General features: G+C 63.5%; 25 protein-coding genes and 1 pseudogene. 10 read left to right on the forward strand and 16 right to left on the reverse strand.

Going from position 1 to position 25,704, the window contains the following annotated elements; translation table 11 throughout:
- Window positions 1-2: 2 nt before the first annotated feature.
- On the forward strand, window positions 3-452 hold the full coding sequence (gene exbD / locus JQ575_RS16695; protein ID WP_212034317.1) for a TonB system transport protein ExbD: 450 nt from the start codon (window positions 3-5) through the stop codon (window positions 450-452).
- A gap of 59 nt (window positions 453-511) precedes the next feature.
- A complete protein-coding gene (locus tag JQ575_RS16700; RefSeq protein WP_212034318.1) occupies window positions 512-1,342 on the forward strand; it encodes an energy transducer TonB in 831 nt (276 codons plus the stop codon).
- A 9-nt stretch (window positions 1,343-1,351) separates the two neighbouring features.
- On the opposite strand, the gene JQ575_RS16705 is transcribed toward JQ575_RS16700, so the two are convergent.
- From JQ575_RS16705 to JQ575_RS16720, 4 genes are all read right to left on the reverse strand, one after another.
- Entirely contained in the window at window positions 1,352-2,254 is a 903-nt protein-coding gene (locus JQ575_RS16705; RefSeq protein ID WP_192737599.1) for a carbohydrate ABC transporter permease, read from the reverse strand.
- On the reverse strand, window positions 2,247-3,212 hold the full coding sequence (locus JQ575_RS16710; RefSeq protein WP_192737598.1) for a carbohydrate ABC transporter permease: 966 nt from the start codon (window positions 3,210-3,212) through the stop codon (window positions 2,247-2,249). Before JQ575_RS16710 ends, JQ575_RS16705 begins: the two co-directional genes overlap by 8 nt.
- Before the next feature lie 133 nt (window positions 3,213-3,345).
- Entirely contained in the window at window positions 3,346-4,686 is a 1,341-nt protein-coding gene (locus JQ575_RS16715; protein ID WP_212034319.1) for an ABC transporter substrate-binding protein, read from the reverse strand.
- A 155-nt stretch (window positions 4,687-4,841) separates the two neighbouring features.
- A complete protein-coding gene (locus JQ575_RS16720; protein ID WP_212034320.1) occupies window positions 4,842-5,885 on the reverse strand; it encodes a C-terminal binding protein in 1,044 nt (347 codons plus the stop codon).
- 238 nt (window positions 5,886-6,123) lie between these two features.
- Between JQ575_RS16720 and JQ575_RS16725 the strand changes: the two are divergent.
- A pseudogene (locus JQ575_RS16725) lies at window positions 6,124-7,808 on the forward strand (methyl-accepting chemotaxis protein).
- A 117-nt stretch (window positions 7,809-7,925) separates the two neighbouring features.
- Complete coding sequence (locus JQ575_RS16730; RefSeq protein ID WP_212034321.1) at window positions 7,926-9,272, forward strand: amidase; 1,347 nt, start codon at window positions 7,926-7,928, stop codon at window positions 9,270-9,272.
- 109 nt (window positions 9,273-9,381) lie between these two features.
- Here JQ575_RS16730 and JQ575_RS16735 read toward each other — a convergent pair whose 3' ends face one another.
- Together JQ575_RS16735 and JQ575_RS16740 are read right to left on the reverse strand one after the other, a co-directional pair.
- Window positions 9,382-10,359 carry a tripartite tricarboxylate transporter substrate binding protein gene (locus JQ575_RS16735; protein WP_212034322.1) on the reverse strand — a complete coding sequence of 326 codons (978 nt, stop codon included), beginning with the start codon at window positions 10,357-10,359 and terminating at the stop codon, window positions 9,382-9,384.
- A 111-nt stretch (window positions 10,360-10,470) separates the two neighbouring features.
- Complete coding sequence (locus JQ575_RS16740) at window positions 10,471-11,406, reverse strand: DMT family transporter (protein ID WP_212034323.1); 936 nt, start codon at window positions 11,404-11,406, stop codon at window positions 10,471-10,473.
- A gap of 116 nt (window positions 11,407-11,522) precedes the next feature.
- Here JQ575_RS16740 and JQ575_RS16745 point away from each other — a divergent pair, with 116 nt between their 5' ends.
- The gene (locus JQ575_RS16745) at window positions 11,523-11,939 is read left to right on the forward strand and encodes a DUF1330 domain-containing protein (protein WP_212034324.1); all 417 of its coding nucleotides are present in this window, start codon (window positions 11,523-11,525) and stop codon (window positions 11,937-11,939) included.
- Between the two features lie 103 nt (window positions 11,940-12,042).
- Here the strand turns inward: JQ575_RS16745 and JQ575_RS16750 are convergent, their stop codons facing one another.
- The 9 genes from JQ575_RS16750 to JQ575_RS16790 form a co-directional block, all read right to left on the reverse strand.
- Window positions 12,043-13,032 carry a TRAP transporter substrate-binding protein gene (locus JQ575_RS16750; protein WP_212034325.1) on the reverse strand — a complete coding sequence of 330 codons (990 nt, stop codon included), beginning with the start codon at window positions 13,030-13,032 and terminating at the stop codon, window positions 12,043-12,045.
- Window positions 13,033-13,047: 15 nt separating this feature from the next.
- The gene (locus JQ575_RS16755) at window positions 13,048-14,355 is read right to left on the reverse strand and encodes a TRAP transporter large permease (RefSeq protein WP_212034326.1); all 1,308 of its coding nucleotides are present in this window, start codon (window positions 14,353-14,355) and stop codon (window positions 13,048-13,050) included.
- A gap of 1 nt (window position 14,356) precedes the next feature.
- Window positions 14,357-14,902 (reverse strand): TRAP transporter small permease, encoded by a 546-nt coding sequence (locus JQ575_RS16760; RefSeq protein ID WP_212034327.1) that lies wholly within the window; start codon window positions 14,900-14,902, stop codon window positions 14,357-14,359.
- A gap of 203 nt (window positions 14,903-15,105) precedes the next feature.
- Window positions 15,106-15,402 (reverse strand): antibiotic biosynthesis monooxygenase, encoded by a 297-nt coding sequence (locus JQ575_RS16765; RefSeq protein ID WP_212034328.1) that lies wholly within the window; start codon window positions 15,400-15,402, stop codon window positions 15,106-15,108.
- 136 nt (window positions 15,403-15,538) lie between these two features.
- Window positions 15,539-16,756, reverse strand: a complete 1,218-nt coding sequence (locus tag JQ575_RS16770) for an alpha-hydroxy acid oxidase (RefSeq protein WP_312015949.1) — start codon at window positions 16,754-16,756, stop codon at window positions 15,539-15,541.
- 109 nt (window positions 16,757-16,865) lie between these two features.
- Window positions 16,866-17,666: an MlaD family protein gene (locus tag JQ575_RS16775; RefSeq protein ID WP_212034329.1), complete on the reverse strand. Its 801-nt coding sequence runs from the start codon at window positions 17,664-17,666 to the stop codon at window positions 16,866-16,868.
- A 76-nt stretch (window positions 17,667-17,742) separates the two neighbouring features.
- Window positions 17,743-18,669 carry a DMT family transporter gene (locus JQ575_RS16780; protein ID WP_212034330.1) on the reverse strand — a complete coding sequence of 309 codons (927 nt, stop codon included), beginning with the start codon at window positions 18,667-18,669 and terminating at the stop codon, window positions 17,743-17,745.
- A 162-nt stretch (window positions 18,670-18,831) separates the two neighbouring features.
- Window positions 18,832-19,227 carry a helix-turn-helix transcriptional regulator gene (locus tag JQ575_RS16785; protein WP_212034331.1) on the reverse strand — a complete coding sequence of 132 codons (396 nt, stop codon included), beginning with the start codon at window positions 19,225-19,227 and terminating at the stop codon, window positions 18,832-18,834.
- 9 nt (window positions 19,228-19,236) lie between these two features.
- Complete coding sequence (locus JQ575_RS16790) at window positions 19,237-20,286, reverse strand: LysR family transcriptional regulator (RefSeq protein ID WP_212034332.1); 1,050 nt, start codon at window positions 20,284-20,286, stop codon at window positions 19,237-19,239.
- Window positions 20,287-20,378: 92 nt separating this feature from the next.
- On the opposite strand from JQ575_RS16790, the gene JQ575_RS44640 reads away from it, so the two are divergent.
- From JQ575_RS44640 to JQ575_RS16810, 4 genes are read left to right on the forward strand one after another with little or no spacing between them, the layout of a single operon-like run.
- On the forward strand, window positions 20,379-21,617 hold the full coding sequence (locus JQ575_RS44640) for a GNAT family N-acetyltransferase (protein WP_249166686.1): 1,239 nt from the start codon (window positions 20,379-20,381) through the stop codon (window positions 21,615-21,617).
- Window positions 21,614-22,219, forward strand: a complete 606-nt coding sequence (locus tag JQ575_RS16800; protein WP_212034333.1) for an isochorismatase family protein — start codon at window positions 21,614-21,616, stop codon at window positions 22,217-22,219. Before JQ575_RS44640 ends, JQ575_RS16800 begins: the two co-directional genes overlap by 4 nt.
- The gene (locus JQ575_RS16805; protein ID WP_192737581.1) at window positions 22,212-22,415 is read left to right on the forward strand and encodes a hypothetical protein; all 204 of its coding nucleotides are present in this window, start codon (window positions 22,212-22,214) and stop codon (window positions 22,413-22,415) included. The genes JQ575_RS16800 and JQ575_RS16805 overlap by 8 nt, the downstream gene beginning before the upstream one ends.
- A gap of 17 nt (window positions 22,416-22,432) precedes the next feature.
- The gene (locus JQ575_RS16810) at window positions 22,433-23,632 is read left to right on the forward strand and encodes an MFS transporter (RefSeq protein WP_212034334.1); all 1,200 of its coding nucleotides are present in this window, start codon (window positions 22,433-22,435) and stop codon (window positions 23,630-23,632) included.
- Window positions 23,633-23,636: 4 nt separating this feature from the next.
- Here JQ575_RS16810 and ybaK read toward each other — a convergent pair whose 3' ends face one another.
- Window positions 23,637-24,110 (reverse strand): Cys-tRNA(Pro) deacylase, encoded by a 474-nt coding sequence (ybaK, locus tag JQ575_RS16815; protein ID WP_212034335.1) that lies wholly within the window; start codon window positions 24,108-24,110, stop codon window positions 23,637-23,639.
- A gap of 275 nt (window positions 24,111-24,385) precedes the next feature.
- On the opposite strand from ybaK, the gene JQ575_RS16820 reads away from it, so the two are divergent.
- The gene (locus JQ575_RS16820) at window positions 24,386-25,678 is read left to right on the forward strand and encodes an adenylosuccinate synthase (protein WP_212034336.1); all 1,293 of its coding nucleotides are present in this window, start codon (window positions 24,386-24,388) and stop codon (window positions 25,676-25,678) included.
- Window positions 25,679-25,704: the final 26 nt, after the last annotated feature.

Below are 25,704 nucleotides of genomic sequence, written 5' to 3' on the forward strand. Positions count from 1 at the left end.
TCATGGGCGCTAGATTGGGCACACGCGCAAGCTTCGGCGGCCGGTCGCGCGGCGGCGACGACGATCTGGCCGAGAATCACGAGATCAATGTCACGCCGTTCATCGACGTGATGCTGGTGCTGCTGATCATCTTCATGGTGGCCGCGCCGCTTGCCACCGTCGATCTCGGCGTCGATTTGCCCGCCAGTGCGGTCGAACCCGCGCCGCGTCCGGACAAGCCGGTGTTCGTCACGGTGAAGCCGGACCTGTCGGTCGCGGTCGGCGAGGACATCATCGCGCGCGACACGCTGACCGCGACGCTCGATGGCGCCACCAAGGGCCGCAAGGACGAGCGGATCTATCTGCGCACCGACAAGGCCGTCAGCTATGGCGACCTGATGGAGGTGATGAACCTCTTGCGCAACGCCGGCTATCTCAAGGTCGCCCTGGTCGGCCTCGACGGACGAAGCTAGCGCATGATCCGGAAAAGTGGACGCCGGTTTTCCGGCAAGATCATGCGCAAACAAAATAGATGACCATGAACGCGTTCGCGCTGCATGATGCCACCGATCACGCCGGGGTACGGCGTTGGAGTACATCGAGCATTGCAATCCTCGCCGCGCATGCCGCGCTGATCGCGCTGTTCATGAACTGGTACACGCAGCGGCCGCCGCCGGGCGCTACCTTGCCCGCCATCATGGTCGAGATGGCGCCGGTATCGGCGGCGCCGCAATCGACTGAGCTGGAGCGTGCGCCTGACCAGCTGATGGAGCAGGCCGACGCCTCGCCGCCGGAGCCGGTCAAGCAGCAGGAGGTGGTCGAAGAGCAGATTGCGCCGACCCCGCCGCAGGAGAAGCCGGAGGTGGTGGCGCCGCCCGAGCAGAAGGTTGAAATGAAGCCGGCCGCCGAGCCCGCCAAGCCCGTCCCGACCGCCACGCCGACACCCGTCAAGCCAAAGGTCGTCCGGCCCGACGCGAAGAAGCCGAACCAGGCGACGCCCGCGCCACGCACGGCGGCGCCGCCGCGTGTTGAGCGCCAGGCCCAGACCGCCTCCGCGGCCAGCGCCGGTGCATCGGCCTCGGCGCTCGCATCCTATAATCAGCGCGTCCGCCCCCATCTGATGCGTTTCCACCAGTACCCGTCGGGCGCCAACGGCCAGCGCGGCGTCGCGCGGCTGTCCTTCACGGTAAGCCGCAGCGGACAGGTCAGCGGAGGCCGCCTCAGCGGATCGTCAGGCGTTGCCGCGCTCGACGCGCAGGCCTCGGCGATGATCCGCCAGGCTTCGCCATTTCCCCCGATCCCATCCGAAATCCCGCAGGGATCGATCAGCTTCACGATCCCCGTGGCGTTTACCGTCAGGTAGACGGGTCGTCTATTCCTTCACCGCGCCGGTCAGCGACGAGACGTAATAGTCGACGAACAGCGAGTAGAACAGCGCGACCGGCAGCGAGCCGAGCAGCGAGCCCGCCATCAGCGCGCCCCACTGGTAGACGTCGCCGGTGACGAGTTCGGTCAGGATCGCAACGGGGACGGTCTTGTTGGCGCCGCTCTGGATGAAGGCGAGCGCGTAGATGAACTCGTTCCACGACAGCGTGAACGAGAAGATGCCGGCCGAGATCAGGCCGGGCACCGCCAGCGGCAGCGTGATCCGTCGCAGGATCTGCAGCCGCGTCGCGCCATCGACCAGCGCGCATTCCTCGAGCTCATACGGAATCGACTTGAAGTAGCCGATCAGCAGCCAGGTGCAGAACGGCACCAGGAAGGTCGGATACACCAGGATCAGCGCCATCGGCGAGTCGAACAGGCCGAATTGCACGATCACGGTGGCGAGTGGAATGAACAGGATCGAGGGCGGCACCAGATAGGCGAGGTAGATGCCGAGGCCGACATAGGGGCTGCCGCGGAAGCGCAGCCGCTCGATCGCGTAGGCGGCCAGCGTCGAGGCGAACAGCGACAGGAAGGTCGAACCGACAGCCACGAACATCGTGGTCTTCAGCCAGGTCGGATACGCTGTATTGAACAGCAGATGCTTGATGTGGGCGATGGTCGGCGAGGTGATCCAGAACGGGTTATGCTCCTTGTAGTTCAGAAGCTCCGCGTTCGGTTTGAACGAGGTGATCGCCATCCAGTAGAACGGGAACAGCAGGATCAGCACGAAGCACGACAACGGCAGATAGATCATCATCACCCGCCGGGCGCGGGAATCCCACGACATGGTGTCCGGCGTGGCGCTGGCGACATTGCTGTTGCCCGGTGAGGCGGCTACGTCAGTCATTGGCTTCTCCTTGCTGCCATTTGCGGCGGGCGAGGCCGAAGTAGCTGAACAACGTCGCGAATACCAGGAACGGGATCATCGACACCGCGATCGCCGCCCCTTCTCCGAGCTCGCCGCCGGCGATGCCGCGCTGGAACGCCAGCGTCGCCAGGAGATGCGTCGAGTTGACCGGTCCGCCGCGGGTGATGGCATAGACGAGCTGGAAGTCGGTGAAGGTGAAGATGATCGAGAACGTCATGACGATGGCGAGAATCGGCATCATCATCGGCAGCGTGATGAAGCGGAAGCGCTGCCAGGCGGTGGCGCCGTCGAGCATGGCAGCTTCATAGAGCGAGGGCGAGATGGTCTGCAGGCCCGCCAGCAGCGAGATCGCCACGAACGGAATGCCGCGCCAGATATTGGCGACGATCAGCGAGAACCGCGCCGGCCACGGCGTGCCCAGGAAGTCGATGTTGGTGGTGCGGACGTGCAGCACGTCGACCAGCAAATAGGAAATGATCGAGAATTGCGGATCGTAGATCCACCAGAACGCCAGCGCCGACAGCACCGTCGGCACGATCCACGGCAGCAGGATGATGGCGCGGAGCAGGCTCTTGAGCGGGAAGTGGTTGTTGAGCAGCAGCGCCAGCCAGAAGCCGAGCGCAAATTTCCCGATGGTCGCGACCGCGGTGTAGAACACGCTGTAGAACACCGCGTTCCACCACAAGGGATCCTTCAGCAGGTACTGGAAATTCTCCAGGCCGATGAAGACGCCGCGCTGACCGATGGTGGTATCGGTGAAGGCGAGCCAGACGCCGAGGCCGAGCGGGTAGGTGAGGAACACCGCCAAGAGGCCGATCGCCGGCGCAAGGCACATCACGATCAGGAACGGCTTGTAGTCGAACAGGCGCACGATCCAGCCTGGTTGCCGCTGCTCAATGATGCGTCGAGGTCGAGAAGGTAGGGTCGTCACAGACATCAAAATTATCCCGATGCGAGCTATGTGAGGCCGTCATTGCGAGCGAAGCGAAGCAATCCACGTCTCCATGGAAAGAAAGAATGGATTGCTTCGTCGCTACGCTCCTCGCAATGACGGTCGCTCTGTTCGGCCGTTACCGCTCCTGGCGCCGGAAATACCGCTTCGCACGCTGCTCGGCCTCCGCGGCGGCGGCCTCCGGCGTCGAGGCGCCGGTCGCAACCGCGGCGCACATCTGCACCAGCACGTAATCGGCGTTGACAGCACCCGTTGCGGTCGTGATCGGACCCTTGTAGCCGTCGTAATAGGTGCTCTGCATGGTGTTCTTGAAGATCGCGACCTTGGGATCTTCGGACCAGACCTTGGCTTCGGCGTAGGCCGCAAGCGGCTGCGACCAGTAGCCGGAGTTGGCGTTGAGCCACGGCTCATACTGGTCCTTTTCCAGCATGAATGTCAGGAACGCCTTGGCGGCGTTGGGATACTGGCTGTGCTTGAACAGCATCGCGTTCAGCGTCAGGCCGGCCATCGGCGAGATCTTGGCGTTGCCCTTCGGCAGCAACTGATGCTCGCTGTCCTCGGCGATCGCCTTGGTCGCCGGATCGTTCTTCAGCGAAAAATACAACGAGACGCCGTTGGCGGTCAGCGAGATTTCCTGCGCGGAATAGGCGCGGTTGTTGCTCACGTCGTTCCACGACGGCGTGCCGGCGATGAAGGTCGGGTACAGTTCCTTGACCCATTTCAGCGCGGCGACGGTCTCCTTGCTGTTGATGACGATGTTGCCGGATTCATCGAGCAGGGCAGCGTTATGCGACCACAGCACCCAGTTGGCAAAACCGTTGCCGTCGCCCTTGGCGTTGCCGAGCGCGAAGCCGGCCGGCTTGCCGGCCTTCTGCAGCTTCTGGCACAGTTCGAGAATTCCGGCGTGATCTTCCGGGACCGAGTCGTAGCCGACCGACTTCAGGATCGACTTGCGGTAGATCAGGGGGCCGGCGGTGGCGCCGAACGGCAATCCGATCCAGGCGTTGCTCTTGCTCTTCTTGCCGTATGTCTGCGCCAGCGGCAGCCAGCCGCCGTAGCGCTTGCCGAGGTAATCGGCGACGTCGCTCAGTTCGACCAGTTTGTCGACGTAAATGTGCGGCGCGTCGGAGAAGCCGATGATCATGTCCGGGCCGGCGCCGGAATTCGAGGTCACCGCGGTCTGCTGGTTGATGTCTTCCCAGCCGACGAAGTCGACCTTGACCTCGACCCCGGTCTCTTTGGTGAACTTGGCGGCATTGGCGCGGAACACGTCCTCGTCGGCCTGCACGAAGCGCACCGGGCGCAGCATGCGCAAGGATGCGCCTTTTTCGATCGCAAACTTCGGCGCCGGAACATCGGCGGCCTTGATGGGGGATTGCGCCGAAGCGCCGGTGGCGGCCAGCGCGGCGGCGGACACACCCAGTGCCAGCGCCTCGCGGCGGGTAATATCGATCGTCATTTTATCGTCTCCCTGTTTTCTGCTCCCGGCGTTGATCGCCGATGAACTCGCGGCCTCCGGTTCCTAGTGGAACCAAAGGGTATTTCTTTCTGGTGCGTCTTCCCGGGCGCGGACCGCTCTCCGCGTTGCCCGATAGATAGCGCGTTCAGCCGGCCCTAGCTGTTGGGCCCCCGGTCCATGCTGACAGGTTGCCAGCGACGAAGCGAGGTGTTTTGCAGCACCGATGGATTGACGCAGCTTACCGGCCACATGCCGGACAATACCAGTGACAATTCGTAGCCTACGCGGCGCTTGCGCGCTTCGTCGAAACGTGCCGATGCCGAGGCGACATGCGCCGTCAGCGTGACGTTTTCCATGGATAGCATCGGGTTGTTGTGCGACGGCGGCTCGGTTTCCAGCACGTCGAGGGCGGCGTGCGCGATCCAGCCCTCCTGCAGCGCCTTGATCAGCGCTTCCTCGTTCACGGTGGCTCCGCGGCCGGTATTGATGAAGATTGCGCTCTTCTTCATCTGCTTGAAGTGCTTCTCGCCGAGCATGTGATGCACCTCCGGCCGCGCCGGGGCGTGCATCGAGAGGAAATCCGACTGCGACAGCACCTCCGACAGGGTCGCCGGCAGCACGCCATGGTCGGAAATCAGGGTTTCCTGGATGAAGGGGTCGTAGGCGATCATCCGCAGGCCAAACGGGGCTGCGCGCTTGGCGACCGCGCGCGCCACCCGGCCGAACGAGATGAAGCCGAGCGTCTGCCCCATCAGCCGCGGAATCTTCAAAAGCTGTGGCCGGCCTTCGGACCAGCGGCCGGTGCGGACCATCTTGTCCTGCTCGACCAGGCGGCGGAAGCCCGAGAGCAGCAGCATCATGGCGTGGTCGGCGACCTCCTCGATGAAGGTGTCGGGGATGTTGGTGACGGGGATGCCGCGGGCGGTCGCGGCTTTGACGTCGACGCTGTCGACCCCGACGCTGCCGAGCGTGATGACCTTGCAATTATCGAGCGCGTCGATGACCGTTTTTGAGATCCGCATGCCCTTGGCGTAGATGGCATCGGCGGTGCGGGCGGCGGCGATGAATTCCGCCTCGTTGGCGGGCGCCTCGATGATCTCGGCCCCGATCGGCTCCAGCGCCTCCATTTCATAGTCGTAGCCGCCGCCGGCGACCGTGAAACTCGCGCCTTTCGGCGTCAATATCCTGAATTTCGGCATTTCCTGCTCCCGATTTGACTCTTCGGTGTTGATTATCCCCGCGGCACGCGCCGATGCCCCCGAATTATAAACGTCCTGATCAGCTTCTCGCACAATCCTGCGACATAGAGACCCATGCTTTTTGCATGTCCGGGCTTCTACGGGGCGGCATCGTAACAAAGCGCTAAAGGCTCGCACGATAACGTGCGGCGAATCAATTCGCCAATCGCGTCCCGCGCGCAAATGTCCGGAGACCCCTGTGAAGCTGTCAAATCTGAAGATCACCCCCAAACTCGGTATCTTGGTGGGGGTGACGCTGCTCGGCCTGTGCGCCGCCGGCGTGCTCGCGGGCTACCTGATGCAGCGCGAGATGCTGAACGCGCGCATCGACCAGACCAAGGCGATCGTCGATATGGCGCTCAACATGGCCGCCGGCCTGAAGAAGCAGGTCGATGCCGGCCAGATGACCAAGGAAGCGGCCATCGCCGAGTTCGGCAAGCGCGGAAACACCCTGACCTACGACAAGGGCGCCGGCTATCTGTTCGGCACCGCCTATAACGGCATCACCGTCATGGCGCCCGATCCGAAGCAGGTTGGCACCAACCGCATGGACGTGGTGACCAATGGCCGCAAGCTGTCGCAGGAGCTGATGGACGGCGTCAAAGCCAACGGTTCAATCCTGCTGACCTATGAATATGTCAAACCCGGCGAGGAAAAGCCGATCCGCAAGATGGGCTACGCGGTGGCGGTCCCCGGCTTCGACATGTATGTCGGCACCGGCGCCTATCTCGACGATCTCGATGCCAAGCTGAAGCCGATCGCGTGGCTGCTGGGGCTCGCCATTCTCGGCATCGGCGTGATCGGGGGCAGCATCGCCTGGATGATCGGCCGCAGCATCTCAAAGCCGCTCGGCGAACTCGGCGCGCGCATGCAGGCGCTGGCCGACGGCAAGCTCGACGGTGAAATTCCCGGGCTCGGGCGCGGCGATGAGGTCGGCGCGATGGCGGCAACCGTGCAGATCTTCAAGGACAATGCGGTGCGGATCCGCGGGCTCGAACAGGCCGAAGCGGCGACGCAGGCGCGTGCGGCAGCCGAACGGCGGACCGCGATGGAGAACATCGCCAGCGATTTCGAGCGCAGCGTCAACGGCATCGTTCGCTCGGTATCGACGGCCGCCGCCGGCATGCAGACCACGGCGCAGTCGATGACGGCGACCGCCAGCGACGCCAGCGCGCGCGCTGCGACGGTTGGGGCTGCTTCGGAGAGCTCGTCGAACAATGTCGGCACGGTCGCGGCTGCAGCCGAAGAGCTGTCGAGTTCGGTGGCCGAGATCGCCCGCCAGGTGGCACGTTCCAGCGACATCGCCAGCAAGGCCGTCGGCGATGCCGAGCGCACCAACTCCACCGTCCAGGCGCTCTCCACCGGTGCCGAGAAGATCGGCGAGGTTGTCAAACTGATCCACTCGATCGCCGCGCAGACCAATCTGTTGGCGCTGAATGCGACGATCGAAGCGGCGCGCGCTGGCGAATCCGGCCGCGGCTTTGCGGTCGTCGCTTCCGAAGTAAAGGCTTTGGCCAACCAGACAGCGAAGGCGACCGAGGAAATCTCGGCCCAGGTGGCGGCGATGCAGGCTTCCACCAGCGAGGCGGTCTCCTCGATCGGCGGCATAACCGAAACCATCGCGCAGATGAGCGAGATCACCGTGAGCATCTCGACGTCGATCGAACAGCAGGGCGACGCGACGCGCGAGATCGCGCGCAACATCCAGTCGGTGGCGGCGGGTCGAGCGAGATCAGCGCCCATATCGGCGGCGTCACCACGGCGGCGTCAGCCACCGGCAAGGCGGCGTCCGACGTGCTCTCGAACGCGCGCGAACTCGACAATCAATCCGGCATGCTGCGCAACGCGGTCGATGAATTCCTCGTCAAGGTGCGCGCGGCGTAACCAGATCTCGGCACCAACCACATCGTCATGCCCGGGCTTGTCCCGGGCATGATGCTTTTGGACCGGGGGCGGGCCTGCTATACTGCCGTCTTGAGCTAATTCTCCGCGGAAGCTGGCATGACCGATCGACGCGCGCGTCCCGTATCCAATTCGGAAGCAGGGGTTCTTGAGCTTCTGCGTCTCTTTGGCGATAGCCAGCCAATGGCGGACGAATATGCGGCCTTGTGCCTGCAGAAGGCGAAAGCCCTCGAGCCCGCGCTGAGAGCGTTTGAATACCTGCCGGTCGATACCGCGCGGCGGCCAGGCCCGCTCTCGGGCATTCCGGTAGCGATCAAGGATATCATCGCCACATCAGACATGCCGACGGCGAACGGTTCGCCCGTCTATGCCGGTCAGGTTCCGGCCGCCAATGCCTGGGTGGTCGAGCGGTTGCGCAATCTCGGCGCGACGATCTTCGGCAAGACGGTATCGACCGAATTTGCCTGGCGGCATCCGGGACCGACGGTCAACCCCTGGAATCGCGAGCATACGCCGGGCGGATCTTCGTCAGGTTCGGCGGCCGCCGTTGCCGCGGGACTGGTGCCGCTGGCGCTCGGCACCCAGACGCTCGGTTCGATCATCCGGCCGGCCGCGTTCAACGGCATCGTCGGATTCAAGCCGAGTTTCGGCGCCATCCCTCGCGTCGGCGTGCATCCGCTCAGCCCGTCGCTCGACCATGTCGGCTTCTTTGCCCGGCGGGTCGACGATGTCGCGTTCGCATTGTCGCTTCTTGCCGGCTCGAGCGATCGCGATCTCCATGGCCGGCCGCTGCCCGCCTTTACCGTCGATATCGGCACCGGGCTGCCGCCGCTGAACAAGCCGCGGCTTGCCGTCGTGCGTTTTGCAAAATGGCCGCGCGTTGAAGTCGAACAGCAGAAGGTGTTCGACGCTGCAATCGACAAATTGCGTGGCGAGGGCGCCATTCTGGAGGAACTTGAATTATCCGAACTCGACGAGGCGAACTGGACGACGATCAATTGCATCCTGTCGAGCGAGGCTGCCCTGATATTCGCCGGTCTCGTCGCAAATTATCCGGAACGCACCAGTGATCATCTGAAGTCGCTCGTCGAGAGCGGCAAGGCTCATTCGGCGACCGGCTACCTTGCGGCCAGGGCATTCCAGGACGCCTGGCGTCACAGGCTGACTTCGGAAATGTCGGGCTATGATGCCGTGTTGACGTTGCCGGCGTTTGGCGAAGCCCCGCGCGGCCTGCACTATACCGGCGATGCGGAATATTGCGCGCCGTGGACCTTGCTCGGCGTGCCGGCCGTCACCCTGCCGGCCGGATTCGGCAAGCATGGTCTTCCGCTCGGCGTTCAGATCGTCGGCCCGTATCTGAATGATCATCGTATGCTGCGGGTGGCGAAATGGGTCGAAGCCGCTTTGGGCTTCGAGCCAGGTATTCCGACCGGCCTCGCTTCGTAGCTTTGTAGGGTGGGCAAAGCGCAAGCGTGCCCACCATCGCAGATGACGGTCAATCGATCGATGGTGGGCACGGCGCGATGCGCCTTTGCCCACCCTACGATCTACGCTCTCACTGCTTCTCGATCCCCGCGTCGGCGATCAGCTTTTCCCACAGCACCAGCTGCTCCTTCAGGAACGCGTCGAACTCTTCCGGCGTGCCCGAGAAGGCCTCCATGCCGCGCTCGGCAAGCTGGCTCTTGATGTCCGGCCGCTCGATGACCTTGCGGATTTCCGCGTTCAGCCTGGTGACCACGTCCTTTGGCAGATTGGCCGGGCCGAGATAGCCCTGCCATGAGGTGATGTCGAAGCCCTTCACCGTGGCGTCCATGGTGGGGAGCTGCGGCAGCAGGGCGGAAGGCCGCTTGGTGGTCACGGCGAGCGCCTTGAGCGCCTTGGCATTGACGTGCGGCAGGCCGGTCGGAACGTCGATGAACATCATCGAGACGCGTCCGGCGATGACGTCGGTCAAGGCCGGCGGCGAACTCTTGTAGGGGACGTGCAGCAGATCGATGCCGGCGAGGCGCGCGAACGTCGCGCCGGAGACGATCGCCGACGAGCTGCCGCTGGCGTAGGAGTATTTGCCCGGCTCCTTCTTCGCCAGCGCGATCAGCTCGGCGACCGAGTTGGCGGGAATGTCGGGGTGGATCACCAGCATGAACGGCAGGTCGCCGGTCCGCGCGATCGGCGTGAAATCCTTGACCGGATCGTAGCTCATGTTCTTCAGCAGATACGGATTGGCCGAATGCGTGGTGTTGGTCGTCACGAACAGCGTGTAGCCATCTGGCGCCGATCGGGCGACATAGCTTGCGGCGATCGAGCCATTGGCGCCCGCCTTGTTGTCGATCACCATGCTGACGCCGAGCGAAACACCGACCTCCTTCGAGATCAGGCGCGTCGTGGTGTCGGTGCCGCTGCCGGCGGCGAACGGCAGCACTAGCGTGATGTTGCGGTTCGGATACGGAGCCTGCGCGGAAGCCGTTGATGCCAGCGCGAACAGCAAGGATGTTGCCGCCGCCATGCGCCGGTATCGTTTCAAGGACGCGATCATAGGGTCGTTTCTCCCGGTTGGTTTTTTTGAGGGGTTGGCGGGCAAGCTAGCCTGCCCGGGATAAAAGCGAAAGGCGGTACAGCTTGGTCGAGAGGTCGCAGCCGCGCGTTTTCATTTCCGCGCCGAGCCCCGCCGCGACGCGATCACGACGCCGGCCAGCACCAGCGCATAGCCGACCAGGTGAAACAGCCGCAATTGCTCGCCAAGCAGCAGGATCGCCATCGCCGAGCCGAACACCGGCACCAGATGGAAGAACGGCGCGGCGCGGTTCGGCCCGATCAGCGCGATGCCGCGGTTGAAGAACGTATAGGCCAGCGCCGAGGGAAAGATCAGGACATAGGCCAATGTGGCCAGCGTCAGTAAATCGAATTTCAGCACGGCACCGGTCGAAAATTCCCAGACCGAGAACGGCACCAGCATCATCGCGCCGCAGCAGGTGGTGAAGGAGATGAGCGATAATTGATGCGTCACCGGGCGGCGCAGCATCAGCGCCGAGTAAAGCCCGAACGACACCAGCGACGAGCCAAACATCACGTCGCCCTTGTTGAAGCTGATGCTGGCGAGCGCCGAGAAATCGCCGCGCAGGATGATGGTCAGGACGCCCATCAGCGAAAGGGCAATGCCGACCAGCTGCGCGCCGGTCAGCCGCACGCCGAACAGGACCAGCGACCACATCGCCACGAACAGCGGGCCGGACGACTGGATCAGCAGCGCGTTCAGCGCCTGGGTGTATTGCATCGCCCAGAAGGAGATCGCGTTGTTGTAGGCAAAGCCGATCAGCGAGAGGAACAGCATCAGCGGCAGATGGGCGCGCAAGACCTTCCAGTCGCGCTTGAGATGCGGCCAGGCGAACGGCAGCAGGATCAGGAAAACGCCGAACCAGCGGATCGTGGTCAGCGTGATCGGCGGCACGTGGTCGCCGACATGCCGCGCCAGCACGATGTTACCGGCCCAGAACAGCGAGGTCAGGGTCAGCAGGACGTAAGGCTGGTTGTTGAGCCAGCCGACCGGATCACGGGCGGGCGGCAGTGGCGCGGGGCTGGTCATGGTCTATCGCGAGTTGTGCCGGATTTTCGCCGCGCGACAAGGCCCGAGTCTGCAATGCTACTATGGCTGCAATGCTACAATGTCCTGAATGGGTCTGAGCCGGCCGGGAGCAAGTCATGGGTGTGGATCTATTGAATGTCAGGGGCCTCGAGGAGCTGGCGCATCAGGGGCCGGTCGTGATGGTCAATCTGATGCGCTTCCGTGAACGCTCGCTCGACGGTGACGGCTCGGGCTGGGATGCCTATTTGCGCTACAGCGCGCTCACCGTGCCGATGATCAAGGCGCGTGGCGGCACGCTGCTGTGGACCGGCGACGCCAAGGCGGTCGCGCTCGGCGCGCAGCAAGGCAATCAGTGGGATTATCTGGCGCTGGTGTACTATCCCGACGTCGCTGCTTTCATCGACATGATGACATCAGCCGATTACGAAAACCGCTGCGATCCGCACCGCCACAATGGCTGCGCCGAGCATGTGATCATTTGTACGAACGAGGCGTACAGCAAGTTCGGGATTGCGGCGTCGCCGAGAGTCTGACCGAACAAACAGGTCGCATTTTCGTACCAAGAACGTATATGCCCGGCACAAGGCCGGGCATGACGAGTTTTTTGCTAACTAACAGAACGCGATAGCGACCGTCCTACTTCTTGTAGGCGGCGATCACGGCTTCCCCATCGGCGCCGGCCTTTTTCGACCAGTCGGCCGTCAACTGCTCGCCGATTTTCTCGAGGCCGGACTTCAGCGCCGGAGGCACCGGCAGCACCTTCATCTTGTTGGCCTGAAGCTGTTCGAGATACCACTTGGCCTTTTCTTCGTTGAGCTTCCAGCCGCGTTCTTCGGCGACAACCGCCGCCTTGAGGATCGCGTCCTGGGTCGGCTTGTCGAGCGCGTCGAAAGCCGCCTTGTTCACGAAGGTGACGTTCTTCGGAATCCAGGCCTGCGCATCATAGAAATGCGTCATGGTTTCCCAGGCCTTGCTGTCGTAGGCGGTCGAGCCCGAGGTCATGAACGAGTTGACCACGCCGGTCGCCAGCGCCTGCGGCAATTCCGCCGCCTGGATGGTGACAGGCTGCGCGCCGACGAGTTCTGCGATGCGCGAGGTACCGACATTATAGGCGCGAAACTTCAGGCCTTTCATGTCCTCGACGCTGTTGAGCTCCTTCTTGGCAAAAATGCCCTGCGGACCCCACGGCACCGCGAACAGGAGCATCAGGCCTTGCGAGGCGAGCTTCTTTTCGATGGCGGGCTTCGACGCCAGCCACAGCTTCTTGGCTGCCGGATAGCTCGTCGCCAGGAACGGGATGACGTCCATGCCGAACAGCGGGTCTTCGTTCTCATGCAGCGAGATCAGGACCTCGCCCGCCTGTGCTTGACCGGTTGCGACCGCGCGCTTGATTTCCGGCGCCTTGAACAGCGACGCCGCCGGATGCACGGTGATCTGCAGCTTGCCGCCGGTGGCGTCGCCGACGTCCTTGGCAAACGCGATCAGATTGACCGAATGCGGATTATCCGCCGGATAGGCCGCCGGAAGATTCCATTTCGTCTGCGCGGTTGCGGGAACGACCGTTGCGGAAACCGCAAGCGCCGCGACGCCGGCAGCGATTGCGCACGTCTTAACAAGCCTCAACATTGACAATACCTTTCTCTAGCCAGGGAACGCTATTCGCGGCAGCAGCATCACGATAGCAGGAAACGCCGTGATGATGGCAACCGCCACAACGAGCAAAAAGAAGAACGGCAGGGCGGCCTTGGCGACCGTGTTGGAATCCTTGCCGCTCATGGTCTGCAAAACGAACAGGTTGAAGCCGACAGGCGGAGAGACTTCAGCCATTTCCACCACCAGCACCAGGAAAATGCCGAACCAGATGAGGTCGAAGCCGGCCTGCTTCACCATCGGAATAACGATGGCCGTGGTTAGCACGATCATGGAAATGCCGTCGAGGGCCGTGCCGAGCACGATGTACATGACAGTGAGCGCCGCGATCAGCGCATAGGGACTGAGCTGCAGACCGTTCACCCAGTTCGCCAGCGCCAGCGGGATGCCGGTATAAGCCATCGATGTGCCCATGTAGGAAGCGCCTGCCAGGATCAGCAGGATCATGCAATTGACCCGCGTCGCGCCCATCACGCTGGCCCAGAACGCTTCCCACGTCAGCGCGCCCTGCCACCATGCGATCGCGAGCGATCCCAGCACGCCCCAGGCCGCACATTCCGTCGCCGTCGCCCAGCCCATCAGCAACGACAGAAAGACGAAAGCGATCAGCAGCAGACAGGGGAACAGATTGAGCGATTCCGATATGCGCTTGCGAAAGCTCATCGGCGGGTCGGCCGGCGGCGTGCGCTTCGGATTGGCAAGCGACCAGACGGCGATGTAGCCGGAGTAAAGCGCCATCACCAGCAAGCCCGGCAGAAAGCCCGCGAGGAAGACCTGAATGATGGAGACGTTGGCCTGCACGGCGTAGACCACCATGGTGATCGACGGCGGGATCAGAATGCCGAGCGTACCGGCGCCGGCCAGCGAGCCGAGGCTCAGGCCTTCGTCATAGCCGCGCTTCTTCAGTTCGGGCAGGGCGATCTTGGCCACCGTGGCGCAGGTCGCGGCCGACGATCCCGACACCGAGCCGAACACGCCGCAGGCGAGCACGTTGACGTGCATCAGCCGGCCCGGCAGCCAGTTCAGCCACGGCGCAAATCCGCGAAACATTTCCTCCGACAGCCGTGTGCGGAACAGAATTTCGCCCATCCAGATGAAGAGCGGCAAGGCTGCCAGCGACCACGACGCGCTGTTGCCCCACACCGTCGTCGCCAGCACGCTGCCCGCCGGAATGGCGCCGCCGGCGAATTGCATGCCGGCCCATCCCGTCGCCATCAGGGCGACGCCGATCCAGACGCCGCCACCGAGCAGCAGCGCCAGAAATCCCAGCAGGATGGCGGCGATCGAGAGCAGCTCCATGTCAGACCCCGCTCTGCATGGCGCGTTCGACGATCTCTTCGGCGCTCTTTGGTTTCGGCAATTCGTAGCGCGGCGGAAAACCGCGCAGCACGTGGATCAGCTCGTCGACAAAGGCGATGAAGAGAATCACGAGGCCGCCGCTGTAGCCGAGCTGCGGGATCCAGAGCGGCACCGCGATGACGCCTTGCGAAATGTCGAAAAACTTCCAGGACTGCCACGTCATGACCGAAGCGTGCCAGGCGAAAAAGCCGATGAAGCCGGTGCCGACCAGCAGCGCGGCGATCTCCACATAATGGCGGACGCCGTCGCTGAGGCGGTCGATCAAAAGACCGACGCGGATCATCTCGCCGTGCTTGAACGTATGGGCGAGCCCGAGGAAGGCTGTCGCCGCCATGCACCAGGAGATGAAATCGTCGCCTGCCGGGATATTGATGCCGAGCGGCCGGCCGGCCGACAGCAGCATCATCAGCACGAAAATCGCAATCAGGAAAAGTCCGGCGAGATAGCCGGAGAAAAGATAGAGCCGATCGAGAAACAGGCGGATCATCGTGTGTTCTTTCCCCTCAAGCGCAGATTGCCCGGAAGCAATAGACGTACCAGTTCAGCCAACCGTCCCTGGCCGGAAATGCCCCGTCAGCCGTGCTCGAAACGGGCGACTGAAGTCAATCCCGAAAAGCGCGGGCAGGGTTTCCGAGTTGTTCAGAACCGTCAATGGGACGTTCTGCGAATGCCGAAGAAGGCCGCCACGAACTATTTCAGCGCCAGGACGACCTCACCCGCCGTCGGATCGGTGACGCCGAGGCCGCCGCCGAGGTCTTCGAGCGTATCGCGAAAGGAATTGAGGGTCGCGATCATGTTCGGCCGCGCCGCGACGCACGCGTCCATGTCTTTCCACTCGGCGATAATGCAGTAGGAGCGGTCACCGGTCTTGATGATGTTGGCGTGCGTCAGGCCTGGCCACGTCGCTTCAACGTTCTTGTGGGCATCCAGAAACTCCTGATCGCGCCCTGGCTTCACCCGGAATCGCACCGTATTGAAAGCGGTCATCGGCCTTCTCCCCTCGCCTTTGAGGGGGCCGAGGATACCCAGCCTGCACAGGGTTGGGCAATACAGTAGGGCCCCCTGACCGGCCCGCGCGAGCAGTCGCCATGCCTGCAATGTGCTGCGGGAGCGCCGCCCGGCCCTAGAACTTTCGTACCAGATCCGGCGTGATCTCGCGGATGCTGCGGATGCCGAGCAGCGCGAGGTCGCGGTCGATCTCGGCATGGAGCAGGCTGATGGCGCGCTGCACGCCGGCCTCGCCGCCGGCGATCGCAGCATAGAGGAAGGGGCGGCCGACCCAGACGAAATGGGCGCCGAGCGCCAAGGCCTTGATCACGTCGGTGCCGCGGCGGATGCCGCCGTCGACCATGATGGTCATGCCTTTCGCCTCGGCCGCAATCTCCGGCAGCGTGCGCAGGCCCGACATCGTGTAGTCGAGTTGGCGGCCGCCATGGTTGGAGAGCATCACGCCATCGACGCCGCTCTCGCGCGCGATCCGGGCGTCGGTGGGCGAGACCAGTCCCTTGACGACGAGCTTGCCGTTCCAGCGCTTGCGGATCAGTTCGACATGCTTCCAGGCGAGCTGGTCGCGGGCGCCGATGTTGCGCATCAGATTCTTGGCCAGCACCGGCGGGCCGCGCTGCGCGTCCATGTTCTCGAAATGCGGCATGCCGTAATTCTTCACGGTGCGCAGCCAGGTGCCGAACAGCCAGTGCGGATGGGTCACCGTGTCCCAGGCGATCTGCGGCGTGATCGCCAGCGGTACCTGAAAGCCGTTGCGGATGTTGTTCTCGCGGTTGGGCGGCACCGGCACGTCGGCGGTGACGACGAACGTGTCGTAGCCGGCCGCGGCGACCCGATCGACCAGGGGCTCGATACGCGCGGGCAGGCCGGCCAGATAGGCCTGGTACCAGGCGGCCGGATTTTCCCGGCGCACGTCCTCCAGCGTGATCAGCGAGGAGGCGGAGAGAATCATCGGCACGTTTTCGGCGGCCGCCGCCCGAGTCAGCACGATGTCGCCGCGATAGGCGCACAACGCCGAGGAGCCCATCGGCGGAATACCGAACGGCGAGGCGTAGGTCTTGCCGAACAGCGTCGTGGTTTGGTCGCGGCCGGAGACGTCGTTGAGCACGCGCGGCACGAAGCCGTATTCGTCAAAGGCTGCGCGGTTGTCGCGGACCGCGGCGTCGGTCTCGGCGCCGCCGGCGATATAGCCGTAGAGGAATTTCGGAATCCGCCGCCGCGCGGTGGCTTCGAAATCGTCGAGCGAGAGATAGCGTTTCAAGTGACGTGGAACCGCGCTGGTGGCCCGGGTCACTGTTGCGGGCGGAGCGGTCAGGCCAGCGGATTTATCGAGCACGGCGGAGCAGTCCCTGTTCTTGGTTATTATCGGGGCAAGACGCTACAGCATGATCCGGAAAAGTGCGAAGCGGTTTTCCGAAAAAGATCATGCTCAAACAAAGAGCGCTTTAGCGTCTGGCGGGGGGCGCGGCAAACTTGCTGTTGTTGATGGACTGGCTGAGGTCGATCAGCATTTTTCGGGCTTCTTTCAGCGCCGTGTCGGACTTCTTGTCGAAGCTTACGATCAGTTCGCGCATCGAAATCACGGTCGGCAACAGGTCGCCGCCATATTTGTCGCTGCCGAGCCCGCCGAGGAAATCCCTGGTCTTGGTCAGCGCTCCGTCGACCGCGTTGATGCCGTCGTCGGCGGTGCCGATGATGTTGCTGATCCGCTCGCCACTGCCGGACAGCGAGGCCGTGAACGTTTCGAAGTTGCGCAGCGTGTCTTTCACGGCGACTTCATTGTCGGCAATGATCTTGTCGACGTTGCGCAGCGCCACGCGGATCCTTTCCTGCATGTCCAGCAGTCCTTCCGGATCCGCGGTCAGTTCGGGAATACCGTCGGCGCCGAGCGGCGGCGGATCGACCGTGCCGCCGGTAAAGGAGATCGCGGCGATGCCGGTCAGGCCCTGGAATTCGAGGCCGACCTGGGTGTCCCGGCGCACCGGGGTGTTGCCGTCGATCATGGTGAGCACGACGACGCGGCGCGGGTGGTCCAGTTTCATCGACACCACTTCGCCGACCCGGACCCCTGCGAAATTCACGCTGCCGCCCTGGCGCAGGCCGGAGGCGGAGCCCTCGAAGATCACCCGGAACGGCGTCTTCTGCTTATTGCTGGCGAATTTCTGATAGCCAAGGAACGAGCCGAGCGACCCGGCGATCAACGCCAGGGTCAAGGTCCCGATCATCAGATTGCTGGCGCGCGCCATCAGTGAAATCCTGCGAAGCAGGCCCGATAGATAACGGATTTGCCGCTGCAAGTCACCGCAACCAGGCTGTCCAAAACTAGCTGGGCTGCTTTCGCGACGCCACAAACACCCCGGTCAGGACCAGCGCAAAGCCCAGGAAATGGAACGGCTGCGGGTGCTCGCCGAGGAAGGCGATCGACATCACGGTTCCGAACACCGGCACCACATGAAAGAAGGGGGCGGCGCGGTTGGCGCCGATCAGCTGCACGCCGCGATTGAAGCAGAGATAGGCCAGCGTCGAGGGAAACAGCGCCACATAAAACAGCGTCAGCAGGTTGGCGGTGTCGATCCGCATCAGGGGCCGTGCGAACAGTTCCCAGATGAACAGCGGGATCAGGCAGGCCGCGCCGGCGCCGAAGGTGAAGGCGACGAACGACAGGCCATGGATGGCGGGGCGCTTCAGCGACAGCACCGAATAAAGCCCGAAGATCGCCAGCGCCACGGTGAAGATGAGGTCGCCTTTGTTGAACTCGATGTTCTTGAGCGTGGTGAGATCGCCGTGCAGCAGGATCACCAGCACGCCGGCCAGCGACAGCAGAACCCCGCCGGCCTGGGCCAGCGTCAGCCGCGTGCCGAACAGGATCAGCGACCACACTGCGACGATCAACGGCCCGGCCGATTGCAGCAGCAGCGTGTTGAGCGCCTGGGTGTGTTCGAGCGCCCAGTATTGCAGGGTGTTGAAGGCGCCGATGCCGGCGATCGACAGAAAGATCATGATGCCGAGGCGGCCGCGGATCGCAGCCCAGTCGCGCACCAGATGTTTCCAGGCAAAAGGAAGGATGATGAGGAACGCGAACGACCAGCGCAGGAACGACAGCGTCACCGGCGGGATATGCCCGGCGGCGAGGCGGCCGACGATGGCGTTGCCGGCCCAGCACAGCGCGGTGATGCTGAGCAACAAATAGGGCTGGTTGGCGATCCATGTCGCAGGCTGCGCGGGCGAGTTGGGTTGGGAAGCAGACATTCGCAAAAACAAGGCCCGGTTCATGACGCCGCGGCCCGCCCGGCGATGCAAGCCGGGCCGGAGAAGGTCGCCCGGCCTGTGTCACAGACACCGATTTGCCGCGTTCATCAATGGGGCAGATGCATCGCGACCATGCGTGGAGGGAGTTGCGCAGCGTTCCGGCTAACCCGCTTCGTCGGGGCCCGCGGTCTGACGCTTGACGATCTGCTCGGCGAGCTGGATCAGCATCCGTTTGGTATTGCTGTCCTGCAGCTCGCGGAACACGCGCAGCAAACGCAGTTCGAGCAGCGCCTGCATCGTATCGGAATTGGCGATATCGGATTGCGGCTTTTGCGGCTTGGTCGACGGCGACAGGCCTTCGAACAGATCGTGGGAAACGCCGAGCGCGTCCGCCACTTGCATCAGGCGGCCGACGCTGACGCGGCCCGACCCGTTGTTGGTTTGCGTCGGCTGGCCGGGGGCTCCGAGTACTTCCGCAAGATCGTTCTGCGAAAGCCCGAGCGCGAGCCAGCGCGCCTTCACCAGTTGATCGATTTGCCCGTCGGTCGACTTGCTCATTTGTCTCGCTCAGCCAATCTTTGACCGTGATTCTTTCATGAAACCAGCGAACAGATTCACCAGCGGCTCGCCCTTGTAGGTTTTCTGCAAATCGTCGGGATGGACAAACTCATCCCGAAACCACGGATATTTGCGGCCGTCGAACGCCTGGATGGTCCAGTCGATCAATTGCTTGACGCGTGGAATCCGCTTCGCATCGGGATGATAGGTGAGCCAGATATCGAGCGGAAACTGGACGCCGAGATCGAGCGGAATCAGGGGCCCGGCGATCGCCGGTATGTAAGTCGGCAACCAGCCGATGCCGGCGCCTTTGGAGACGGCCCAGACATGCGCGCTGGAGACGTTGTTGCGCATCGCGACAAAGCCGAGCTGTTCGCGTGCGGCATGCCGTTCGTACATCTCCTTGCCTTTGGTCTGCTCTGCGTCCTGAATCACCATGCGATGATTTTGCTGCAGGTCGTTCAGGTCTGTCGGCATGCCGTAGATCTCGACATAGGACGGACTGACGAATGGCATGATGTGAAGCCGGCCGATCTTGACCCGCTTCAGGTTGGGATTGCAGGGCTCTTCGAGTTGCACGGCGACATCGGCTTCGAGCCGGAGCACGTCCGCGGATCGCATCTCGCATTTCAGATCGACCAGCAGTCCGGAATAGACCCGCTGGAATTCGACCAGCCGGGGCGCCAGCCAGAACGTGCCGAGCCCCTCGGTCACAGCAAGCCGGACCTCGCCGGTGAGCGCCGGCGTCGCCCGGCTTAGCGCGCGGTCGAGCCCGAAGGACGCCTCTTCCATCCGTTTGGCGGCGTCCAGAACCGCCTCGCCTTCCGGCGTCAGTCTGATGCCGTCGACGTGGCGGGTCATCAGGGGCGTCTTGTAGGCATTCTCCAGGACTGAAATACGCTTGCTGAGGAAATTGGCGGACATGTTCAGCTCCGCAGCTGCGGCGCGGAAGCTTCCGGTTCTGGCGACCGCCAGGAAAATCCGGACCAGATCCCAGTTCGCCATTCGTCCCGGCATGTGCGCGCCGCTGTGCGCGCCCCTGCGCTCACCTGAGTGCATACAAATCGCCTCGTTTGTCGCCTTCTAATTTAAGAGAACCATATTTCTATTATTGGCAGAAAACCAAGTTTTACACAATCAAGAGACGATCAATGAACGCGCTCGACATCGATCTGATCAGAAAATCCGCCCGGGAGCACGCTCGCGCCAGCCGCTCGGTTCCCGCCAGCCGGTCTACGGCCCATTCTCTCGAGAGGATGACCAATCTTCAAGTGGCCAGACGCACGGTGATTTTCACCGTCGGGGCCGCCGGCATCGCCTCGCTGGTTGACAGGGCCCGCGCCGACATACCGGGATTAACCAAGAACGAAGTCCTCCAGGCGGCGGCACGCCACAACCCCGATATTTTCTGGGCCATCGCGCGAAGCGACCGGTTCGACATCAGCGACCCCAAGGGCGAGGGCTTCCTTGCGGTGTTGCCGCTGACCCATGAGGGCATGCGCCGGCTGCTCGACGGCCGGCTCAACACCAAGGATCCCGAGCTGTGCTACGTCGCGCGGCAATCCGAGCGTCCGGCCGGCATCTATGTCTGGGCGATCCAGGCCAAGGGTACGCTCGCGGCAGCGATCCCGCTGGTGCTGCAGAAAATCTCCTCGCCGCTCTACCAGGGCGTCAACCTCTATTCGCGTCCCATCACCAAGGGCGGCCTGCGGGTGCTGGAGCCGCTCGGCTTCCAACCGGGCGCGAGCTACGAGGAATTGTTCGCGCCGCATCTGCAGATGTTCGACCGCTCGAAGGATCTTCCGCGGGTCAAGGCAATGCCGCCCGAGCCGGTCACCGTCGAGGTCGTCCGCTCGATGGACGAGATGGCGCGCGTCATTGCGATCCGCGGAGCGGTCTACATGGGCGAACAACACTGCCCGTTTGAAGAGGAATTCGACGGCAACGATTTCTCCGCCACCCATCTGATCTGCCACAAGGATGGCGAGCCGGTCGGCTGCATGCGGATCCGCTATTTTGCCGATTTCGCCAAGCTCGAACGGCTGGCCGTCCGCAACGAAAGTCGCAATGCCGGCCTGGCCGGCCAGATCGTGGACACGGCCATCGAGCTGTGCCGGAAGAAGGGCTATCGCGTGCTGTACGCGCATGCGCAGACCCGGCTGCTCGGCTTCTGGCAGCAACGTGGCTTCAAACGCGCGCCCGGCCGCAAGTTCGTGTTTTCCGACTTTGACTATGTCGAGGTCAGACTCGAGACCGAGAAGCATCCGCAATGTATCACCCTCAACGACGATCCCTACGTGCTCATTCGTCCCGAAGGCCGCTGGGATAGACCAGGCATCCTCGAAAAATCCACCAGCCGGGGAGTTTGCGAAGCGGCGGATGTCCAATGAGTTCGGTTATTGATCTGCGAACCTATGTCGGTGCCTCGCGTGGCCGCCTGCTGATCATGGTCGACCTGCAGGAAAAAAACTACGCCGCTTTGGCCAGGGACAACGCGCGCGACATCCAGCGGTCGCTGAACAACTGCATGGCCGCGATCCGGCATGCGCGCGAGTTCGCCATACCGATCGCGTTCACGCGGCAAGCCGAGGGTCGGGGGGATGGCCCGGGCATACTCGAACGCTCGAGCCAGTCGGCCTGGATTTCCGGTCTTGAGCCGCGGCGGTCGGACATGGTGTTCGAGCGCCAGCAGCCGTCCTGCTACAGCAATCATCTGTTCGAAAGCGTGGTCTCGCAGGCCGGCAGCTTCGCCATTGCCGGTCTTGTCGCCGAGGAAACCTGCCTTGCGACGGCGATGGATGCCGCGCGCAGGGAGCACAGCGTCACCTTCCTGAGTGATGCATCCGTGAGCCGGTCGCGGCCCAATACCGATGCCGCCGCCGTGCATGTGCTCGCCACAAGGGCGATCGAACTTTTCGCCGACGTCGCCACCACAGGCCAGTGGCTGGTCGCGACGTCGCAGCGACCTCTCAAAGGGCATCGCTATGGATGAGTTAAGTGCGCGTCGTTTGCGTAATGTGCTTCCGGTGCTGGTAGAGCAGCGCAATTTGCTGGTTTCCGGCGGCGTCTCCTTTGCCGGTCATCTGGTCGATCTTGCGATCATGCAGCTGCGCCTCTCGCTGCACGAGATCTCCGAGGATGAATTATCCGAGTTCTCCAACGTGCTCAGCGGCGAACGCACCGATTGAACCCCGGGAGTAGCTGTATGCCCGGACGCAGGTGGGTCATCCTTGCGGTGTTGTTCGCGACGCGCGCGGCCATCGGATTCCAGTTTCAATCGATCGGGTCGGCGGCCAATCTTCTGATGGCCGATCTCGGCATCGGCTATTCGGAAATCGGCATGCTGCTCGGCGCCTATATGCTGCCGGGCGTCATCGTCGCATTCCCGGCCGGATTGCTCGGAAGCCGGGGCCGCGAAAAGACGCTCGGGATCGTGGGCCTGCTGCTGATGGCGGTTTCCGGCCTGGCATTGAGTTATTCCGGCGATCTCGCCTTCGCGCTGGCGGCCCGCACGATTGGCGGGATCGGGGGCACGGTCGTGGGGCTGGTCGCGACCAAGATGGTGGCGGACTGGTTCGATGCCCGCGAGATGGTGCTGGCGATGTCGTTCCTACAGATGAGCTGGCCGTTCGGCGCCATGATTGCGCTGCCGATCCAGACCTGGATCGCCCATTCGCTCGGCTGGCAGGCGGTGATGGTGTCGGGCGCGATCTGTTCGGTGGCGGTGCTGCTGGCGTTTGCGATGATACCGCGCGCGGCGCAGCTGGCCGAGGCGGAGGCCGCCGGCCCCGGACGGCTGCCACGCGCGGCGCTGATCCCGGTGGTGATATCGGGCGCCATCTGGGGCGCAATGAATCTCGCCTGCGTTCTGTTCTTCAGCTACGCGCCGCTGTTGATGGTGGCGCAGGGATCCTCGCCGACGGTTGCGGCGTCGCTGACGAGCCTGTCGATCTGGTTCACCATTCTCGCCATTCCGGCCGGTGGCTATCTCGTGCACCGCGCCGGCCGGCCGATCACCGCAATCATTGCCTGCAGCTTGATCGCAGCCGGTGCGCTGATGCTATTCGTGGAGAATTTTCATTCGACGATCGCCTGCCTGATTTTCGGCGTCGCGATCGGTCCGATGTCGGGTGCGATCCTGTCGATGCCTGCCAGGGTGCTCGAGCCGGCTGACCGCTCGATGGGCTTCGGCCTGTTCTATACCTGCTTCTACGTGCTGATGGCGGCCGGACCCACCGCCGCCGGAAGCCTGCAGGACGCCTGGGGATCGCCGGCGGCGGCGCTGGTCGCCAGCGCCGCGCTGCTGGCATCGATGGTGCCGCTGGTGCTGCTGTTCCTGGTCGTCGCCAAGCGCTGCGATTTCGCGCAGCCGAGCCCCGAAGCAAAACTGCGCGCGGCGTCTTGAATCCTCACACCGTCAGCGCCGGCGCGATCGCGCCGAGCGCCTGCATCGCGTCGCTTGGATCGAGCTCGACCTGCAATCCGCGCTGCCCGCCATTGAGGAACACGGTCGCGTGGCCGAGCGCCGTGGCCTCGATCGCGACCGGCACGCGCTTCTTCTGCCCGAACGGCGAGATGCCGCCGACATGATAGCCGGTGAGCCGCTCGGCATCGGCCGGGCGCATCATCTTCGCGGCCTTGCCGCCGAACGCGCTGGCGAGCTTCTTCATGCTGACTTCGCCGTCCGACGGCACCACCACACAGACCGGCTTGCCGTCGACCTCGGCCATCAGCGTCTTCAGCATCCGGGAGGGGTCGACGCCGAGCGCCTCGGCCGCCTGCAGGCCGATGCTGTCGGCGGTGGAATCATAGACATAGCTGTGCAGCACAAACTTCACGCCGAGCTTTTCCAGCGCCTTTGTCGCAGGAGTGGTTTTAGACATTTGCCAGATTACTCCGCGTTCATGTCGCCGCCTTCGCGCCGCCACAAATTTTTGGGGGATATCAAAGGGTTGTCCTCCTTTTTGACGACCCCCGAAGCTCCCTTCTTGCTTGCCTAGACGGGCCGCTTCCTTTATCCGGTTGGGCTGCCTCGCATGCGAACGGCCTTAAGCCGTGATTTGGGCTGGGCGATCTAAAGCATGATCCGGAAAGTCGGACAGTAGTTTTCCGGGGAGGTCATGCTGAAACCACGTGAGTCGCAGGGAAACGCTTAGAAATGGCCAATGTTGTCGTCGTCGGCGCCCAATGGGGTGACGAGGGGAAGGGCAAGATCGTCGACTGGTTGTCGGAGCAGGCTGACATCGTCGTGCGTTTCCAGGGCGGCCACAATGCCGGCCACACGCTCGTCATCAATGGCGAGACCTACAAGCTGGCGCTACTGCCGTCCGGCGTGCTGCGGCCCTCGAAACTGGGCGTCATCGGCAATGGCGTGGTGTTCGATCCGCAGGCCTTCCTCGACGAGGTCACCCGGCTGAGGGGCCAGGGCGTCGCCATCAGCCCGGAAAATCTCCGCATCGCGGAGAACGTCACGCTGATCCTGCCGCTGCACCGCGAGCTCGACGCCCTGCGCGAATCATCCAACGCCGGCACCGCGATCGGCACCACCCGCCGCGGCATCGGCCCGGCCTATGAGGACAAGGTCGGTCGCCGCGCCATCCGCCTGATGGACCTGGCCGACCTCGACACCCTGCCGCACAAGATCGACCGCCTGCTGGCGCACCACAACGCGCTGCGCCGCGGCCTCGGGCTGGAGGAGTTCGACGGCCGTGTCATCCTGAAGGACCTCACCGCGCTGGCGCCGCATTTGTTGCCCTACGCCGAGACGGTGTGGCGGCTGCTCGATCTCAAGCGCCGCGAGGGCAAGCGCATCCTGTTCGAGGGCGCGCAGGGCGCGCTGCTCGACGTCGACCACGGCACCTACCCCTATGTCACCTCGTCCAACACGGTGGCGGCGCAGGCCGCGACCGGCAGCGGCCTCGGGCCGAGCGCGGTCGGCTATGTACTTGGCATCTGCAAGGCCTATACGACGAGGGTCGGTCAGGGCCCGTTCCCGACCGAACTGGACAATGAGATCGGCCGCAAGATCGGCGAGCGGGGCCGCGAGTTCGGCACCAATACCGGCCGGCCGCGGCGTTGCGGCTGGTTCGACGCCGTCTTGGTACGACAAGCCGCAAGAACCTGCGGCATCACGGGCCTCGCCTTGACCAAACTCGATATTCTCGACGGCTTCGACACGATCGAGGTCTGCACCGGCTACATGCTGGACGGCAAGGAAATCGACCATCTGCCGGCCGGCGAGGGCGCCCAGGCCCGGGTGGTGCCGATCTACGAGACCATCGAAGGCTGGAAGGAGCCGACCGCCAATGCCCGTTCCTGGGCGGATCTGCCGGCCCAGGCCATTAAATATGTCCGCCGGGTCGAGGAATTGGTGGGCTGTCCGATCGCCTTGCTTTCCACCAGCCCGGAACGCGAGGATACTATTCTCGTTCAAAACCCGTTCGAGGCTTAACGAGTTGTTACCCATAAGTCCGCATT

The organism is Bradyrhizobium sp. JYMT SZCCT0428 (genome assembly GCF_018131075.1).
In the GTDB taxonomy this organism is placed as follows: Bacteria; Pseudomonadota; Alphaproteobacteria; order Rhizobiales; family Xanthobacteraceae; genus Bradyrhizobium.

What these genes read in the sequence shown, in the direction of transcription:
- exbD (WP_212034317.1), top strand. Translation starts at nt 3, where the DNA reads ATGGGCGCTAGATTGGGCACACGCGCAAGCTTCGGCGGCCGGTCGCGC.
- JQ575_RS16700 (WP_212034318.1), top strand. Translation starts at nt 512, where the DNA reads ATGACCATGAACGCGTTCGCGCTGCATGATGCCACCGATCACGCCGGG.
- JQ575_RS16705 (WP_192737599.1), bottom strand. Translation starts at nt 2,254, where the DNA reads ATGACTGACGTAGCCGCCTCACCGGGCAACAGCAATGTCGCCAGCGCC.
- JQ575_RS16710 (WP_192737598.1), bottom strand. Translation starts at nt 3,212, where the DNA reads ATGTCTGTGACGACCCTACCTTCTCGACCTCGACGCATCATTGAGCAG.
- JQ575_RS16715 (WP_212034319.1), bottom strand. Translation starts at nt 4,686, where the DNA reads ATGACGATCGATATTACCCGCCGCGAGGCGCTGGCACTGGGTGTGTCC.
- JQ575_RS16720 (WP_212034320.1), bottom strand. Translation starts at nt 5,885, where the DNA reads ATGCCGAAATTCAGGATATTGACGCCGAAAGGCGCGAGTTTCACGGTC.
- JQ575_RS16730 (WP_212034321.1), top strand. Translation starts at nt 7,926, where the DNA reads ATGACCGATCGACGCGCGCGTCCCGTATCCAATTCGGAAGCAGGGGTT.
- JQ575_RS16735 (WP_212034322.1), bottom strand. Translation starts at nt 10,359, where the DNA reads ATGATCGCGTCCTTGAAACGATACCGGCGCATGGCGGCGGCAACATCC.
- JQ575_RS16740 (WP_212034323.1), bottom strand. Translation starts at nt 11,406, where the DNA reads ATGACCAGCCCCGCGCCACTGCCGCCCGCCCGTGATCCGGTCGGCTGG.
- JQ575_RS16745 (WP_212034324.1), top strand. Translation starts at nt 11,523, where the DNA reads ATGGGTGTGGATCTATTGAATGTCAGGGGCCTCGAGGAGCTGGCGCAT.
- JQ575_RS16750 (WP_212034325.1), bottom strand. Translation starts at nt 13,032, where the DNA reads ATGTTGAGGCTTGTTAAGACGTGCGCAATCGCTGCCGGCGTCGCGGCG.
- JQ575_RS16755 (WP_212034326.1), bottom strand. Translation starts at nt 14,355, where the DNA reads ATGGAGCTGCTCTCGATCGCCGCCATCCTGCTGGGATTTCTGGCGCTG.
- JQ575_RS16760 (WP_212034327.1), bottom strand. Translation starts at nt 14,902, where the DNA reads ATGATCCGCCTGTTTCTCGATCGGCTCTATCTTTTCTCCGGCTATCTC.
- JQ575_RS16765 (WP_212034328.1), bottom strand. Translation starts at nt 15,402, where the DNA reads ATGACCGCTTTCAATACGGTGCGATTCCGGGTGAAGCCAGGGCGCGAT.
- JQ575_RS16775 (WP_212034329.1), bottom strand. Translation starts at nt 17,666, where the DNA reads ATGGCGCGCGCCAGCAATCTGATGATCGGGACCTTGACCCTGGCGTTG.
- JQ575_RS16780 (WP_212034330.1), bottom strand. Translation starts at nt 18,669, where the DNA reads ATGTCTGCTTCCCAACCCAACTCGCCCGCGCAGCCTGCGACATGGATC.
- JQ575_RS16785 (WP_212034331.1), bottom strand. Translation starts at nt 19,227, where the DNA reads ATGAGCAAGTCGACCGACGGGCAAATCGATCAACTGGTGAAGGCGCGC.
- JQ575_RS16790 (WP_212034332.1), bottom strand. Translation starts at nt 20,286, where the DNA reads ATGCACTCAGGTGAGCGCAGGGGCGCGCACAGCGGCGCGCACATGCCG.
- JQ575_RS44640 (WP_249166686.1), top strand. Translation starts at nt 20,379, where the DNA reads ATGAACGCGCTCGACATCGATCTGATCAGAAAATCCGCCCGGGAGCAC.
- JQ575_RS16800 (WP_212034333.1), top strand. Translation starts at nt 21,614, where the DNA reads ATGAGTTCGGTTATTGATCTGCGAACCTATGTCGGTGCCTCGCGTGGC.
- JQ575_RS16805 (WP_192737581.1), top strand. Translation starts at nt 22,212, where the DNA reads ATGGATGAGTTAAGTGCGCGTCGTTTGCGTAATGTGCTTCCGGTGCTG.
- JQ575_RS16810 (WP_212034334.1), top strand. Translation starts at nt 22,433, where the DNA reads ATGCCCGGACGCAGGTGGGTCATCCTTGCGGTGTTGTTCGCGACGCGC.
- ybaK (WP_212034335.1), bottom strand. Translation starts at nt 24,110, where the DNA reads ATGTCTAAAACCACTCCTGCGACAAAGGCGCTGGAAAAGCTCGGCGTG.
- JQ575_RS16820 (WP_212034336.1), top strand. Translation starts at nt 24,386, where the DNA reads ATGGCCAATGTTGTCGTCGTCGGCGCCCAATGGGGTGACGAGGGGAAG.